The sequence below is a fragment of the Aeromonas sp. s11 genome (assembly GCF_040907945.1).
Taxonomy (GTDB): domain Bacteria; phylum Pseudomonadota; class Gammaproteobacteria; order Enterobacterales; family Aeromonadaceae; genus Aeromonas; species Aeromonas veronii.
In genome coordinates, this window is record NZ_JBFOCU010000019.1 from 57,369 (window position 1) to 71,554 (window position 14,186).

The following is a 14,186-nucleotide window of genomic DNA, read 5'->3' on the forward strand; positions in this document are numbered from 1 at the left end:
GTCAGGCTTGCCGGGTGGCCGTTTGCAGGCTGGATAATCCGGCCTCGCCCACCAGCTTGCGGCTGAGGTAGCGCAACAAGACACCGTAGAGCGGCACGAACAAACCAAGGCTTATCAGCAACTTGAATACGTAATCGACGGTTGCGATCTCGACCCAGTGCTCTGCCATGAAAGGATCTGTGGTGCGCCAGAAGGCCACACTGAAGAAAGCGATGGTATCAACCAGATTACCGAACAGGGTGGAGGCCGCAGGTGCAATCCACCACTGCTTGAGCAGACGCAGGCGGTTGAACACCACCACATCCATGAACTGCCCTACCAGATAGGCCATAAAGCTGGCCAGCGCGATACGCGCCACGAACAGGTTGAATTCGGCCAGATGACCAACGCCCTGGAAGCTCCCTTCGAAGAAGAGCACGGAGAGCGCATAGGAGACCGCCAGTGCTGGCAGCATCACGGTCTGGATAATCTTGCGCGCCAGACCGGCACCGAAGATCCGCACTGTCAAGTCGGTCGCCAGGAAGATAAACGGGAAGCTGAACGCACCCCAGGTGGTGTGGAAGCCAAACACGGTGATCGGCAGCTGCACCAGATAGTTGCTGCTGGCAATGATCAGGATGTGGAACAACGATAGGCGAACGAGCGCCGTTTGGTACTGCGCAGGGGTCAGATTCATCTTGTGACCTTTTTGGTTAATGGGGTTAGGGAACCCATATCGCCACCATTGGCGATAATCGAGGGGCGAGATTATACGCCCCCAAACCGATAGTTCAATCTTTATGCGATTAGGCTCATCCAGGTTGGCCTGCGGCAGAGCAGGCCTTGTGGGCGATAGTCACACCTTGTGCTGTCTGGCGAGCCAGAGCAGCGCCTCCCGATCCGCCGGGCGTACCGCCTCCAGCCAGCAGCCGCTGTAATGTTCGTACTCCAGCCGAAACTGGCTTCCTTCAAACTCCAGCAACCAGCTATGGCGGTCGGCCCCCGCATCCTGCTCGAGCGGCTGCAGCTCCCACTCTCGCAGCAAGGCCTGCGCCAACAGCGGAAACGTGTCCCAGTCGAGCGCCGGACAATCCAGCGTCACCACGCCAGCTTCGTTATCTACCTGTTTGATTTGCCAACTCATTCCCTGTCTCTCAGCTGCTGCAGGAGAGCTCACCACCGCAATACCATGCCGGAGTCGGGGTGGCGAGATCCTCATATTCGGGTTGTTCATCATAGGGGCGCTGCAAGGCGGCGAACAGCCGCTCGAAAGGCCGCATATCCCCTGCGTCGGCGGCGTCGATCACCTGCTGGGCCAGCGCATTGCGCAGCACATACTTGGGATTGATGGCATCCATCTGCGCCTTGCGCACGGCATCCTCGCTTCCTTCGCGCATTAGCCGCGCCCGATAGCGCTCCAGCCACTCCTGCCAAACACCAGGTTCAGACAACAGGGCCAGCAGAGACGCAGGCCACGCCCCCTCTTGCGTTACCTCACCGAGACGACGAAGGAACAGGTGGTAATCCACCTTGTGGGCCGCCAGCAACCGGAACAACTCGCGGAACAGCGCCGGGTCATCCTCCTCCCACACCGCCAGCCCGAGTTTGGCCCGCATCAGTTCGGAGTAGTGCAGCATCAGCTGCTGCTCGTACTGGGCCAACGCAGCAGCCAGCGCATCACCGTCTACATGGCCAGCCAGCGCCTGCGCCAGCTTTTGCAAATTCCAGTAACCGACCGCGGGCTGCTGATCCAGCGCGTAGCGGCCCGCAGGGTCCGAGTGGTTGCAGACAAAATCGGGCACGTAAGCATCGATAAAGCCGTATGGCCCGTAATCCAGCGTCAAGCCGAGCAGCGACATGTTGTCGGTATTCATTACCCCGTGACAGAAGCCCGCCGCCTGCCATTTGGCAATCAGCCGCGCGGTGCGGCGCACCACTTCGGCAAACAGTTCGGCGCCATTCTCCAACTCGGGGAAGTGGTGGCGCAGCAGATAGTCGATGAGTGGCGGGATCTTCTCCCCCTGCCCGCTCCAGGCGAAATACTCGATATGACCGAAGCGCAGATGGCTGGGGGCGGTACGCAGCACGGTCGCCCCGGTCTCCACCTGCTCGCGATAAACAGGCTCCTGACTCCCCACCAATACCAGCGCCCGCGTGGTCGGGATGCCGAGGGCATGGAGCGCCTCGGAGGCGAGATATTCGCGGATGCTGGAGCGCAGCACGGCGCGGCCGTCGCCAAAGCGGGAAAACGGCGTCTTTCCTGCACCCTTCAGGTGCAGATCCCAGCGCTGACCATCAGGCGCCTGCTGCTCACCCAATAGCAGCGCGCGGCCATCCCCAAGCCGGGGGCTATAACCCCCGAACTGATGGCCGGCATAGACCTGCGCTACCGGCTGCATACCGGGCAGCACTTTTCCCTCGCCACAACAGGCGATCCAGTCAGCCTCGCTGACGCCTCCAAATCCCAGCTTATCCAGCAAAATCCGGTTGAGATGAAGCAACCGGGGTTGCTGCAGCGGCTGGGGGACCACGGGTTCACAGGCCCAAGGCAGCTCGGTCGCAAAAGTGTTGATCAACTTCATGGTTGTGCCATTCGTCCCTGCGTATGCTCGTGTCACTCTTTATACTGCCGTCAGCCATGCTTGCGCTAACTGGCGACCATCATTTTTCAATTCAAGGAGAAGAAGATGCAAAAATGGGTATATGCCCTGCCCTTGCTGGCACTGGCGTGGGGTCATCAGGCCAAGGCTGCAGATATCGAGGCAGGCAAAGCCAAGGCGGCGGTCTGTGCCGCCTGTCACGGCGTAGAAGGCAAGGCGATGATCCCCAACTATCCCCATCTGGCGGGTCAGAATGCCGCCTATCTGGTGAAACAGTTGAAAGCGTTCAAGGATGGCACTCGCAAAGAGCCCTTGATGGACCCCTTCATGGCGCCGCTGACCGATGCGGATATCGACAATCTGGCGGCCTTCTACGCCAGCCTGAAATAACCTCGCGTCTGACCCCAGGTTCTTCCGAGCCGCGCTTACCCTGGTCGATTAGGCTGCCTAATCGACCCTAACGACGGCAGTAGTCGATGATCAGGTTCATAAAGGCTTCGCCAAAGCGCTCCAGCTTGCGGTGACCGACACCGTTGATAGCCAGCATCTCGTCTTCGGTCATCGGCATCAGTTGAGCCATCTCAACCAGGGTCGCATCGTTGAACACCACGTAGGGCGGCACCTCTTCATCCTCGGCAATCTGCTTGCGCAGACCGCGCAGCTCCTTGAACAACCGCTTGTCATAGTTGGCATTGTCGAGCAGACCGTTGCGCTTCTCCTTGCGGCTGGAGATAGGCTGCAGGCGGGGTACCGCCAGTTCCAGCTTCACCTCGCCACGCAGCACGGGGCGGGCCGCTTCGGTCAGCTGCAGCACCAGATTGCGGGTGATGTTCTGGGTCAGCAGCCCCTTGTGGATCAGCTGGCGGATCACGCTCATCCAGTATTCGTGGCTCTGATCCTTGCCGATGCCGTAGGTCGAGAGCTTGTCGTGGCCGTGATCCTTGATACGCTGGTTCAGCGACCCGCGCAGCACCTCCACCACATAGCCCACACCGAAATTCTGCCCCACCCGCCAGACGCAGGAGAGCGCCTTCTGGGCATCTTCGGTGCCGTCATAGCTCTTGGGCGGATCGAGACAGATATCGCAGTTGCCGCACGGCTTGTCGTTGTACTCGCCAAAATAGTTGAGCAGCACCTGACGGCGGCAAGTCTGCGCCTCGGCAAAGGCCGCCATCACGTTGAGCTTGTACTGCTCCACCTGCAACTGCTGCGGGTTCTCGATGTTGTCGAGCAGGCGGCGTACCCGGCCGATATCGGCAGGATCGTAGAGCAGCAGCGCCTCGGCAGGGGTGCCATCACGACCGGCACGACCGGTCTCCTGATAGTAGGATTCGATGTTCTTCGGGATGTCGTAGTGCACCACGAAGCGCACGTTGGGCTTGTCGATGCCCATGCCGAACGCCACCGTCGCCACCACGATCTCGACATCATCCTTGAGGAAGGCATCCTGGGTCTGCTGGCGTTGCTCGAGCGGCAGCCCTGCATGATAGGGCGCCGCCTTGCAGCCGTGGCGGGAGAGGCGCTCGGCCACCTCCTCCACCCGATTGCGGCTGGAGCAGTAGACGATGCCGCAGTTGCCCTTCTGGCTCTGCACGTAACGCAGCAACTGCTCGGCCGCCTTGAACTTCTCCACCAGGCTGTAACGGATATTGGGGCGATCGAAGCTGGCGGTGTGAATGAAGGGATCGTTGAGCTCCAACCGGTGCAGCATGTCGCTGCGGGTCGCCTCGTCGGCAGTGGCGGTCAGTGCTACCACCGGCACCTGCGGGAACCACTGCTTGAGTCGCCCCAGCGCCGCATACTCAGGCCGGAAATCGTGGCCCCACTGGGAGACACAGTGCGCCTCGTCGATGGCGAACAGCCCGAGCGGCAGTTCGGCCAGCCGATCCATAAACTCGTGCTGCAACAGTCGCTCGGGGGAGACATAGACCAACTTGATCTCGCCACGGCGCATGGCGGCGAAGTTCTGAATCATCTCCTCCCGACTGAGGGCCGAGTTGATGTAGACCGCCGCCACACCGTTGGCGCGCAGGCTGTCGACCTGATCCTTCATCAGGGAGATCAGTGGAGAGACCACCACACCGAGCCCGGGCCGCAGCAGTGCCGGGATCTGGTAGCAGAGCGACTTGCCACCACCGGTGGGCTTGAGCACCAGCGCATCGCGCCCCGCGACGATCTGGTCGATGATTTCGAGCTGACCCGGCCGAAACTGCTGATAGCCGAAGACCGCCTGCAGCAGGGCAAGCGGACTCTCTGGCTGAGGATCTGGCAGGGTTTCGGCAATCGCGGTCATGGGCTCTCCTTTGGGGTCGCCATTCTAAAGCAGCCGCCGCCCACAATAAACCTGCCATTGCGACTGTTAAGGAACTGTTGCAGACTGGCTGGAGTTTTTACTCGGCTTTGATGACAAGGATTGGGATCAGAGAATGAAACAGATGCTCAAGAAGATGGCGCTCAGTGGCATTGCCAACCTGTTTGCCGAGAAGATGCCGTTCAACAAGCTGATCGGCATGCAAGTGACCCACTACGACTTCGACAAGGTGGAGCTGCGCATCAAGATGGATGAGAAGCTGATCGGCAACCCCTTCCACAACATCCTGCATGGCGGCGTCACCGCCACGCTGCTGGATGTGGCGGGCGGCATGATCGTCGCCGCCTCCTGCATCGACGAGCTGGAGGAGTTCTCCCCCAGCTATCTCAAGGAGCGCTTCGCCCGCCTCGGCACCATAGATCTGCGGGTGGATTACCTGCGGCCGGGGCGCGGCAACGAGTTTATCGCCACCGCCCACATCATCCGGGCTGGCAGCAAGGTGGCCGTCGCCCGGATGGAGCTGCACAACGAAGAGGGCACCCACATCGCCTTCGGCACTGGTACCTATCTGGTAGGTTGAACCAAGTTAGTGCATAAAAACCACGCGGCTAATCCACTTTTAATCATTAGATTCCTTACCCCCTCGGGCCGAACAAGGTCCATACTGATAGTCGGGATTGTGTGCAGAGGGAGGATTGCAGGCGATGAGTGCGAAACTGGCCATCAAACCATCCAGAGCCTTGTTGACACAGCTCGAGTCCATGCTCGACGAGGTGCAGACACCCGAGTGTCGCCACTGGTTGGAACAGGAGCTTGAGGGGTATTCTCTCTCCTCACCCCTGCCTTGGTATCGCATCGTTCCCTGTCGGCAACGCGGTCACTTTCTGGATCTGAAAACGGGAAAATATTTGACCTGTCACATCAACAGTCAAACGCTATGCCAACGCGATCTGGCCCAAATTCAGTTCATTTATGCCCGTGAACCCGCCGCCCACTATTTACTGCAACGCAATTCCGGTATTGAACCTTGGCCAGAACAGCTGCTGGAAGATTATCAGGAGCAGTTGATCCCCGGCCATTTATGCCTGCAAGCCTGGCATGAGCCCGTGATTTCATTACGTGCACAACTGATGGAGGGAATAGAGCATTTCATTAGTGAGTACCCCAAGCACGCGGCCTTGCTGCCTCAACACAGTTTCAAGGCTTTGCGGCATCAGCACTGGCATATCTGAGTAAGCGCCTGGCGCGCAAGGAGGGCACCATAGACAAGACCCATAGCGAGATTGCCACAATCTAGAGTGCCGGAGTCAGAATCAGACTCCACCGATGGGCCACCGAGCGGTGGCCCTTTTAATGTCTGTGGGCTTGCTTCGACCCTGCATACATCAAGTCAGATCACTTGGCCAGGTAACAGGTCAGCAGCTAATGAAAAACCTAGTAACTGGAAGGAAAATGCAAAAAGGCCGCTCTATTGAGCGGCCTTTTCAAATTTGGTCGGTGTGAGAGGATTCGAACCTCCGACCCCTTCGTCCCGAACGAAGTGCGCTACCAAGCTGCGCTACACACCGATGTCTGCGGGACGGGAATTTACCGAAAGCCCAGACCCGACACAAGCCTTTTTTGCATTTGGCAGGAAAAAAAGTGTCGTTCGCTCAACTATTCAGCACTCTTTTTATCCGTTTACCGGGCTGCAGCCAGCTGGTGACATTCCGGTAACCGGCCGTCAGGCCAGGCGCAGGGAGGCTGGCCCCAGCAGACGGCGCTGCCAGTCAGCCACAGTGCCATGCTCCAGCCAGTCGGCTGCATGCTGGCGCCAGTTGGGGGAGAGGGCCGGATTCTCCAGCAACAGCAGCAAGTCAGTCTCGTTGCGCACCTGATTGAACAGGATATCAGCCGTACGCTTCACCGTCAGCTCTGGGTAAGGCCTGTCCACCAGCTCCATGGCCGACTCCGGCGACACCATCCCCTCCTCCAGCACCCGCAGCAGCCAGCCACAACGGCCATTCAGTTGCATCACCAGGGACATCTGGCCATAGCCAAAGCGCTGGTTGAGCTTGAAGCAGGGGGATCTTGGCTGACTTATCTGGATCAGCGCCTCGTCGAGTCGATAGACATCGCCAATGCAGGCTTGCGCCTCGGTCAGCCCGATACCGGAGAGGTTCTCGCCAAAGGCGGCAGGTCGCCAGGGTGTACGTGGCGCAGGCAAGTCCAGCGCGGTTTGCCAGGTCTGCCACCAGATATAGTGATCGGCAGAATAGTAGTGGAGCGCCCGATCCGGGCCACCGTGGTGGCGCTGGTCACACTGTTCATCCCCTTCCAGACCGGCAAAGGTACAGCGAACTGGTGCAGAGATCGGTTGCTTGTGAATAGCGCTGGTGAGGCCGGGCACCAGCTCGGTGCCACGACCACTAAAAAGGGAGATCCGCATACTCATCCTCCAGGTTGACGAGAGTAGGCGGATCTTATCATGGCGTCAGACGACGGCCTGCATCTGGGTGGTCATGGCGATCTCGGCACGACGGCGCTTCTCCGCCCTGGCCATCAGATACCAGCTGCCGAAGGTAAAGAGCGATACCGACAGCAGGATCAGGCTGGCCACCGCGTTGATCTCGGGTTTAACCCCGAGCCGCACCGCCGAGAAGACCTCCATCGGCAAGGTAGTGGAGCCCGGGCCGGAGACGAAGCTCGCCAGCACCAGATCATCCAGCGACAGGGCGAACGACATCATGCCGCCTGCGGCCAGCGAGGGGGCGATCATCGGGATGGTGATCAGGAAGAACACCTTCCACGGCTTGGCGCCAAGATCCATCGCCGCCTCCTCGATGGAGAGATCCAGCTCCCGCAACCGCGCCGACACCACGATCGCCACATAGGCGGTACAGAAGGTGGTGTGGGCGATCCAGATGGTCAGCATGCCCCGCTCGGCGGGCCAGCCCACCAGCTGGGCCATCGCTACGAACAGCAGCAGCAGCGACAGACCGGTGATCACCTCGGGCATCACCAGCGGCGCCGTCACCATGCCACCGAACAGGGTGCGACCACGGAAGTGGGGAATTCGGGTCAGCACGAAGGCCGCCACCGTCCCCAGCGCCACCGCGGCGATCGCGGTGTAGAAGGCGATCTCCAGCGAGCGGAACACAGACCCGATCAGCTGCTTGTTATCGAGCAGGCCGAAATACCACTTGAGCGACCACCCGCCCCACACCGTCACCAGCTTGGAGGCGTTGAAGGAGTAGATCACCATGATGATCATGGGCAGGTAGATAAACAGCAGCCCAAGCCAGAGCATCAGCTTGGCAAAACCGAAACGTCTCATCATGCCTTGCCCTCCAGCTCTTTGGCCTGGTTACGGTTGAAGAGGATGATCGGAATGATCAGCACCGCCAGCATCACTACCGCCAGCGCAGAGGCAACCGGCCAGTCGCGGTTGTTGAAGAACTCCTGCCACAGCACCTTGCCGATCATCAGGGTCTCCGGGCCGCCCAGCATTTCCGGAATAACGAACTCTCCCACCACCGGAATGAACACCAGCATGCAGCCGGCGATGATGCCGTTCTTGGAGAGCGGCACCGTGATCTGCCAGAACCGGGTCAGGTTGCGGGCCCCCAGGTCGGAGGCGGCCTCCAGCAGGCTCTGGTCATGCTTGACCAGATTGGCGTAGAGCGGCAGCACCATGAAGGGCAGGTAGGAGTAAACGATGCCGATATAGACCGCCAGGTTGGTGTTGAGGATCTGCAGCGGTTCGTCGATCACCCCGATCCCCAGCAAGACGCTGTTGAGCAGGCCGTTGTTGCTGAGGATCCCCATCCATGCGTAGACCCGGATCAGAATGGCGGTCCAGGTCGGCATCATGATCAGCAGCAGCAGAACGGTCTGGGTCTCCTTGTTGGCCCGAGCGATGGAGTAGGCCATCGGATAGCCAATCAGCAGGCAGAGCAAAGTGCTGACGAAGGCCATCTTGAGGGAGCCCAGATAGGCTGCGATATAGAGCTCATCCTCTTGCAGCAGCAGGTAGTTGCCCATATTGAGCAGGATGGTGAGCTGATTGTCGGCCCAGCTCACCACGTCGGTGTAGGGCGGGATCGCCACATCCGCTTCCGCAAAACTGATCTTCACCACGATGACGAAGGGCAGCAGGAAGAAGAGAAACAGCCAGAAAAAGGGGATGCCAATCACCAGCCGGCGCCCCCCGACCCGCTTCAGTCGTTGCAAGAACTTCATGATTGCAGCACCACGCCGCTGTCATCTTCCCAGTAGAGGAACACCTGGTCATCCCAGGTTGGCCGCTTGCCGTGGCGTTCGGCATTGGCGATGAAAGCCTGAACGATTTTGCCCGAGGGCAGCTGGATGTGATAAACCGAGTGACCGCCCAGATAAGCGATGTCATAGACCTCACCCTTGGTCCAGTTGAAATCCGGGTGCTCGATCTCTTCCGGCTTTTGCAAACTCATCAGCAGTTTTTCCGGCCGCAGGGCGTAGGTCACCTTCTTGTTTTCGGCGCGGGAGCTGATGCCGTGGCCCACATAGATGGGCTGTTCCAAGTCGGCACAAGCGATGGTGGCGTGGTCCTGCTCATCCTCCACCAGCAGGCCGTCAAACAGGTTGACGTTGCCGATGAACTCGCACACCAGCCGACTGGCCGGGGTCTCGTAGATATCCATCGGGCTGCCGATCTGCTCGATGCAGCCGAGGTGCATGATGGCGATCCGCTCCGCCATGGTCATGGCCTCTTCCTGATCGTGGGTCACCATGACGCAGGTAACCCCGACCCGCTCGATGATCTCAACCAGCTCCAGCTGCATCTTGGAACGCAGCTTCTTGTCGAGCGCCCCCATGGGTTCATCCAGCAGCAACAGTTTGGGACGCTTGGCCAGGGAACGAGCCAACGCCACCCGCTGACGCTGGCCACCGGAAAGCTGATGTGGTTTGCGACGGGCATACTGGGTCATCTGCACCAGCTTGAGCATCTCCTCCACCCGGGCATCGATCTCGGCCTTGGGCAGGCCATCCTGCTTGAGGCCAAAGGCGATGTTCTGGGCCACCGTCATATGGGGGAACAGGGCGTAGGACTGGAACATCATGTTGATGGGGCGTTCATAGGGGGGCATGTCGGTGATGTCGACCCCGTCGAGGAACAGCCGCCCCTCGGTCGGGCGCTCGAAACCGGCCAGCATCCGCAGCAGGGTCGATTTGCCGGACCCGGACCCGCCGAGCAGGGCGAAAATCTCCCCCTTGTGAATATTGAGAGATACGTTATCGACCGCCAGCGTTTCGTCGAACTGCTTGCTTACCCGATCAATTTTCACCAGCACTTCTTTGCGCTGCTGACTGCCCTCGAGGGCTTTCTTGTAGGCACTGGAGGCTATCGCCATTACCAAACTCCCCAACGTGATACCAGCCTTGCGGCCGATCCATAAAAGCGATTTGGCGCCCCCGAACGGGCACCAAGGTTAGGTACCGGACTTGATCTTGGTCCAACTCCGGGTGATTAGACGCTGTACCGAGCGGGGATGTGCTTCCTGCACATAGAGTCGCTCCAGCACGGCCTGAGGGGGATAAACCTCCTCATTGTTGCGCACCGCCTCATCCATAAACTCGCCCGCCCTTGAGTTGGGATTCGCATAGCCCACATAGTCGCTGACCTTGGCGATCACTTCGGGCTGCAGGACGTAGTTGATGAGAGCGTGCGCCTCTTTGACATTGGTGGCATCGGACGGGATCGCCATCATGTCGAACCAGAGATTGCCCCCCTCTTTCGGAATGCTGTAGGCAATTTTCACCCCCTTGCCAGCTTCATCGGCGCGGGCAGCGGCTTGCAGGATGTCGCCGGAAAAACCGGCCGCCACGCAGATGTCGCCATTGGCGAGATCGCCGATGTATTTGGAGGAGTGGAAGTAGGCCACATAGGGCCGCACCTTGAGCAGCAGCGCCTCGGCCTGCTTGATATCCCCCGTCGCATGACTGTTGGGATCGAGTCCGAGGTAGTTGAGGGCAGCAGGGATCATCTCGTCGGCAGAGTCGAGGAAGGCGACGCCGCAGCGAGAGAGTTTCGCCATGCTTTCCGGTTCGAAGATGGTGGCCCAGGAGTCAATCTTGTCGACCCCCAGCACCGCCTTGATTTTGTCGACGTTGTAGCCGATGCCGTTGGTCCCCCACAGATAGGGCACCGCGTACTGATGACCCGGATCCACCTTGTCGAGCTGCTTGAGCAGCACGGGATCTAGGTTGGCCAGATTGGGCAGCAGGGATTTATCCAGTTTCTGGAAGGCTCCCGCCTTGATCTGCTTGGCCAGGAAATTATTGGAGGGCACCACCAAATCGTAACCGGTCCGCCCCGTCAGCAACTTGCCTTCCAGGGTCTCGTTGGAGTCAAACACGTCATAGACGGTCTTGATCCCGGTCGCCTGCTGGAAATCGCTGAGGGTGGTCTCACCGATATAATCAGACCAGTTGTAGAAGTGCAGCACAGGGGCAGCCTGGGCCACATTCGCCAATCCCATGGTCAGCGCTATGGTTAGCAATCTGGTTGTATTCACGGTGTCAGTTCTCCTGTTTCAGTGGTTGACCGTCTGCGCATCCATTCGCGCGGCCCATCCGGATGGATGGCATCACTACCCTCCCGGCCGAACTGCGGACCGGGAGGGGCATTCGTTACTTACTTGCCGGACTTGATCTTGGTCCAGCTGCGGGTCATCAGACGCTGCACCTTGGCCGGCAGATCCGGGAAGGTGTAGATCTTCTGCAGGGTCGCCGCATCAGGGTAGATACCCGGATCGGTGCGGATCGCCTCATCCACCAGCGGGGTCGCCGCCTTGTTGCCGTTCGGGAACTGCACCACGTTAGTGATATTGGCGATCACCTCCGGCTTCATCAGGTAGTTGATGAAGGTGTGGGCCGCCTCGACGTTCTTGGCATCCGCCGGAATGGCGATCATGTCAAAGAAGCTGCCTGCCCCCTCTTTCGGAATGGTGTAGGTGAGCGCGACGCCATTCTTGGCCTCGGCTGCCCGCGCCTTGGACTGCTGCAAGTCACCGGAGTAACCGACCGCGACGCAGAGGTTGCCGTTGGCCAGATCCGAGATGTACTTGGAGGAGTGGAAATAGGCGGTATAGGGACGGATGGAGAGGAACAGCTCCTCAGCCTTCTTCAGCTCGGCCGGTTTCTGGCTATCCGGTTTGAAGCCCAGATATTGCAGGGCAGCCGGCAGCATTTCGGTCGGTGAATCAAGGAAGGAGACGCCACACTCTTTCAACTTGGCCATGTTCTCCGGCTTGAACACCAGATCCCAGGAGTTGACCGGGGCATCGGCCCCCAGCACGGTTTTCACCTTCTCGGCGTTGTAGGCATAGCCGATGGTGCCCCACAGATAGGGGATGGAGTACTGGTTGCCCGGATCGCTCGGCTCGAGCGCCTTGAGCAGGTCGACATCCATGTTTTGCCAATTGGAGAGCTTGGACTTGTCCAGTTTCTGGAACACGCCCGCCTTGATCTGCTTGGCCAGGAAGGGGTTGGATGGCACCACGATGTCGTAGCCCGAACTACCCGCCAGCAACTTGGCTTCCAGTACCTCGTTACTGTCGAACACGTCATAGACCACCTTGATCCCCGTCTCCTTCTGGAAGTTATCCAGGGTATCCGGCGCTATGTAGTCGCTCCAGTTGTAGACGTGCAGCACCTTCTCTTCAGCCATTGCTCCGGCACTTGCCATGACCAGAGCCACAGAGGCAGCGATCACTCCTGTTTTGAAAGACATCATCCTTGTCTCCTAAGCAAATTGTATGCGCATGCCAACCTGCCCGACCTGCCTCAACCCTTCAGCTTTGCGGCTGTCAGATCCAGACTGCGCCTGGCCAGATCGACCAATTCATCAACCTGTTCCTCGGTGATGACCAAGGGGGGCGATATGATCATGGTATCGCCTACCGCCCTCATCACCAAGCCATTGTTAAAGCAGAACTCCCGGCAAGTCATCCCCGCATTTGCCTGAGCCGGGAAACGCCGGTTGGTCTGCTTGTCCTCAACGATTTCCAGCGCGGCGACCAATCCTTTGCCTCGGGTTTCTCCCACCAGCGGATGATCGGCCAGCTCTGCCCAGCGGCGCTGCAAATAGGGGCCGATAGTATCATGCACTCGCTTAACTATGCTCTCTTTCTGCATAAGCTGGATATTGGCCACCGCCACGGCGCAAGAGACCGGATGACCCGAGTAGGTGAAGCCGTGGTTGAACTCGCCCCCCTCCTCCACCAACCCCTTGGCAACCCGGTCACTGACCATCACTGCACCGAGCGGCAGATAACCGGAGGTGATCCCCTTGGCCAGACACATCAGGTCCGGCTTGATGCCAAACCCTTCGCTGGCAAACCAGTGACCGGTACGGCCAAAGCCGCAGATCACCTCGTCGGCGATCAGCAGGATCCCGTAGTGATCGCAGATGCGCTGGATCTCCGGCCAGTAGCTGTCAGGCGGAATGATGACGCCGCCCGCCCCCTGGATCGGCTCGCCGATAAAGGCAGCCACCTTGTCCACCCCCAGCTCCAGAATCTTCTGCTCCAGCTGACGGGCCCGCTCCAGCCCGAACTCGTGGGCACTCATCCCCTGCCCCTCACCGAAGTGGTAGGGCTGATCGATGTGCACTATGCCGGGAATGGGCAGTCCGCCCTGGGCATGCATCCCCTTCATGCCACCCAGACTCGCCCCCGCCACGGTGGAGCCGTGATAGGCGTTATGGCGACTGATGATCACCTGTTTGTCAGGCTGACCCTTGCTGGCCCAGTAGTGGCGCACCATCCGCAGCACGGTGTCGTTGCACTCGGAGCCGGAGCCGGTGAAGAAGACGTGGTTGAGATGGGCTGGCGTCACCTCGGCCAGCAGGGTCGCCAGCTCGATCACCGGCGGGTGAGCAGTCTGGAAGAAGAGGTTGTAGTAGGGCAACTGCTGCATCTGGCGGGTAGCGGCATCCACCAGCTCCTGGCGGCCATAGCCCATATTGACGCACCACAGGCCCGCCATGCCGTCGAGAATGCGTTTGCCCTCGGAATCCTCCAGATAGACGCCGCTGGCTTTGGTAATAATGCGCGAGCCCTTCTTGTTCAGGGCCTGAAAGTCGGTAAAGGGGTGCAGGTGGTGGCTGGCATCCAGTTGTTGCCACTCACGGGTTGTCTGCTGCATTTGTTGCTCCTCGGTTCCTTCGATTTAGCAATATTCAGTCGTCAAATAGTCAGGTGGGTAGTCAGGCGGGCTTGCATGCTCGCAGCCACAACCACTCACAGGTGGCTGCCGCCACCTGACTCGCGTTC

General features: G+C 59.5%; 14 protein-coding genes and 1 tRNA gene. 3 read left to right on the forward strand and 12 right to left on the reverse strand.

Going from position 1 to position 14,186, the window contains the following annotated elements:
• Position 1: 1 nt before the first annotated feature.
• The 3 genes from AB5Y84_RS04085 to AB5Y84_RS04095 form a co-directional block, all read right to left on the reverse strand.
• Complete coding sequence (locus AB5Y84_RS04085) at positions 2–676, reverse strand: 7-cyano-7-deazaguanine/7-aminomethyl-7-deazaguanine transporter (RefSeq protein WP_005340680.1); 675 nt, start codon at positions 674–676, stop codon at positions 2–4.
• A gap of 159 nt (positions 677–835) precedes the next feature.
• Positions 836–1,123 carry a DUF3630 family protein gene (locus AB5Y84_RS04090; protein ID WP_103250825.1) on the reverse strand — a complete coding sequence of 96 codons (288 nt, stop codon included), beginning with the start codon at positions 1,121–1,123 and terminating at the stop codon, positions 836–838.
• A 10-nt stretch (positions 1,124–1,133) separates the two neighbouring features.
• Positions 1,134–2,561 (reverse strand): YdiU family protein, encoded by a 1,428-nt coding sequence (locus tag AB5Y84_RS04095; RefSeq protein WP_368176425.1) that lies wholly within the window; start codon positions 2,559–2,561, stop codon positions 1,134–1,136.
• 105 nt (positions 2,562–2,666) lie between these two features.
• On the opposite strand from AB5Y84_RS04095, the gene AB5Y84_RS04100 reads away from it, so the two are divergent.
• The gene (locus tag AB5Y84_RS04100; RefSeq protein ID WP_005340687.1) at positions 2,667–2,969 is read left to right on the forward strand and encodes a cytochrome c; all 303 of its coding nucleotides are present in this window, start codon (positions 2,667–2,669) and stop codon (positions 2,967–2,969) included.
• 67 nt (positions 2,970–3,036) lie between these two features.
• Here the strand turns inward: AB5Y84_RS04100 and recQ are convergent, their stop codons facing one another.
• Positions 3,037–4,872 (reverse strand): ATP-dependent DNA helicase RecQ, encoded by a 1,836-nt coding sequence (gene recQ, locus AB5Y84_RS04105; protein WP_368176426.1) that lies wholly within the window; start codon positions 4,870–4,872, stop codon positions 3,037–3,039.
• A 133-nt stretch (positions 4,873–5,005) separates the two neighbouring features.
• On the opposite strand from recQ, the gene AB5Y84_RS04110 reads away from it, so the two are divergent.
• Both AB5Y84_RS04110 and AB5Y84_RS04115 read left to right on the forward strand, forming a co-directional pair.
• Positions 5,006–5,470, forward strand: a complete 465-nt coding sequence (locus AB5Y84_RS04110) for a thioesterase family protein (protein WP_005355465.1) — start codon at positions 5,006–5,008, stop codon at positions 5,468–5,470.
• A 124-nt stretch (positions 5,471–5,594) separates the two neighbouring features.
• On the forward strand, positions 5,595–6,122 hold the full coding sequence (locus AB5Y84_RS04115; protein ID WP_005356927.1) for a hypothetical protein: 528 nt from the start codon (positions 5,595–5,597) through the stop codon (positions 6,120–6,122).
• A gap of 259 nt (positions 6,123–6,381) precedes the next feature.
• On the opposite strand, the gene AB5Y84_RS04120 is transcribed toward AB5Y84_RS04115, so the two are convergent.
• From AB5Y84_RS04120 to AB5Y84_RS04155, 8 genes are all read right to left on the reverse strand, one after another.
• Positions 6,382–6,458, reverse strand: a tRNA-Pro gene (locus AB5Y84_RS04120).
• 155 nt (positions 6,459–6,613) lie between these two features.
• On the reverse strand, positions 6,614–7,318 hold the full coding sequence (locus AB5Y84_RS04125) for an MOSC domain-containing protein (RefSeq protein ID WP_368176427.1): 705 nt from the start codon (positions 7,316–7,318) through the stop codon (positions 6,614–6,616).
• A 45-nt stretch (positions 7,319–7,363) separates the two neighbouring features.
• Entirely contained in the window at positions 7,364–8,206 is an 843-nt protein-coding gene (locus tag AB5Y84_RS04130; RefSeq protein WP_031227712.1) for an ABC transporter permease subunit, read from the reverse strand.
• Positions 8,206–9,111, reverse strand: a complete 906-nt coding sequence (locus AB5Y84_RS04135; RefSeq protein ID WP_005340703.1) for an ABC transporter permease subunit — start codon at positions 9,109–9,111, stop codon at positions 8,206–8,208. Before AB5Y84_RS04135 ends, AB5Y84_RS04130 begins: the two co-directional genes overlap by 1 nt.
• Positions 9,108–10,262: a polyamine ABC transporter ATP-binding protein gene (gene potA / locus AB5Y84_RS04140; RefSeq protein WP_005340704.1), complete on the reverse strand. Its 1,155-nt coding sequence runs from the start codon at positions 10,260–10,262 to the stop codon at positions 9,108–9,110. The genes AB5Y84_RS04135 and potA overlap by 4 nt, the downstream gene beginning before the upstream one ends.
• A 78-nt stretch (positions 10,263–10,340) precedes the next feature.
• A complete protein-coding gene (locus AB5Y84_RS04145; protein WP_139463422.1) occupies positions 10,341–11,426 on the reverse strand; it encodes a polyamine ABC transporter substrate-binding protein in 1,086 nt (361 codons plus the stop codon).
• Positions 11,427–11,545: 119 nt separating this feature from the next.
• Positions 11,546–12,643: an extracellular solute-binding protein gene (locus tag AB5Y84_RS04150; protein ID WP_368176444.1), complete on the reverse strand. Its 1,098-nt coding sequence runs from the start codon at positions 12,641–12,643 to the stop codon at positions 11,546–11,548.
• A gap of 53 nt (positions 12,644–12,696) precedes the next feature.
• Complete coding sequence (locus tag AB5Y84_RS04155; RefSeq protein WP_058056392.1) at positions 12,697–14,058, reverse strand: aspartate aminotransferase family protein; 1,362 nt, start codon at positions 14,056–14,058, stop codon at positions 12,697–12,699.
• Positions 14,059–14,186: the final 128 nt, after the last annotated feature.

Excerpts from the sequence above, each read along its gene's own strand:
- AB5Y84_RS04130 (WP_031227712.1), bottom strand. The coding sequence starts at position 8,206 with ATGAGACGTTTCGGTTTTGCCAAGCTGATGCTCTGGCTTGGGCTGCTG.
- AB5Y84_RS04115 (WP_005356927.1), top strand. The coding sequence starts at position 5,595 with ATGAGTGCGAAACTGGCCATCAAACCATCCAGAGCCTTGTTGACACAG.
- AB5Y84_RS04100 (WP_005340687.1), top strand. The coding sequence starts at position 2,667 with ATGCAAAAATGGGTATATGCCCTGCCCTTGCTGGCACTGGCGTGGGGT.
- AB5Y84_RS04095 (WP_368176425.1), bottom strand. The coding sequence starts at position 2,561 with ATGAAGTTGATCAACACTTTTGCGACCGAGCTGCCTTGGGCCTGTGAA.
- AB5Y84_RS04125 (WP_368176427.1), bottom strand. The coding sequence starts at position 7,318 with ATGCGGATCTCCCTTTTTAGTGGTCGTGGCACCGAGCTGGTGCCCGGC.
- potA (WP_005340704.1), bottom strand. The coding sequence starts at position 10,262 with ATGGCGATAGCCTCCAGTGCCTACAAGAAAGCCCTCGAGGGCAGTCAG.
- AB5Y84_RS04090 (WP_103250825.1), bottom strand. The coding sequence starts at position 1,123 with ATGAGTTGGCAAATCAAACAGGTAGATAACGAAGCTGGCGTGGTGACG.
- AB5Y84_RS04085 (WP_005340680.1), bottom strand. The coding sequence starts at position 676 with ATGAATCTGACCCCTGCGCAGTACCAAACGGCGCTCGTTCGCCTATCG.
- AB5Y84_RS04155 (WP_058056392.1), bottom strand. The coding sequence starts at position 14,058 with ATGCAGCAGACAACCCGTGAGTGGCAACAACTGGATGCCAGCCACCAC.
- recQ (WP_368176426.1), bottom strand. The coding sequence starts at position 4,872 with ATGACCGCGATTGCCGAAACCCTGCCAGATCCTCAGCCAGAGAGTCCG.
- AB5Y84_RS04150 (WP_368176444.1), bottom strand. The coding sequence starts at position 12,643 with ATGTCTTTCAAAACAGGAGTGATCGCTGCCTCTGTGGCTCTGGTCATG.
- AB5Y84_RS04110 (WP_005355465.1), top strand. The coding sequence starts at position 5,006 with ATGAAACAGATGCTCAAGAAGATGGCGCTCAGTGGCATTGCCAACCTG.
- AB5Y84_RS04135 (WP_005340703.1), bottom strand. The coding sequence starts at position 9,111 with ATGAAGTTCTTGCAACGACTGAAGCGGGTCGGGGGGCGCCGGCTGGTG.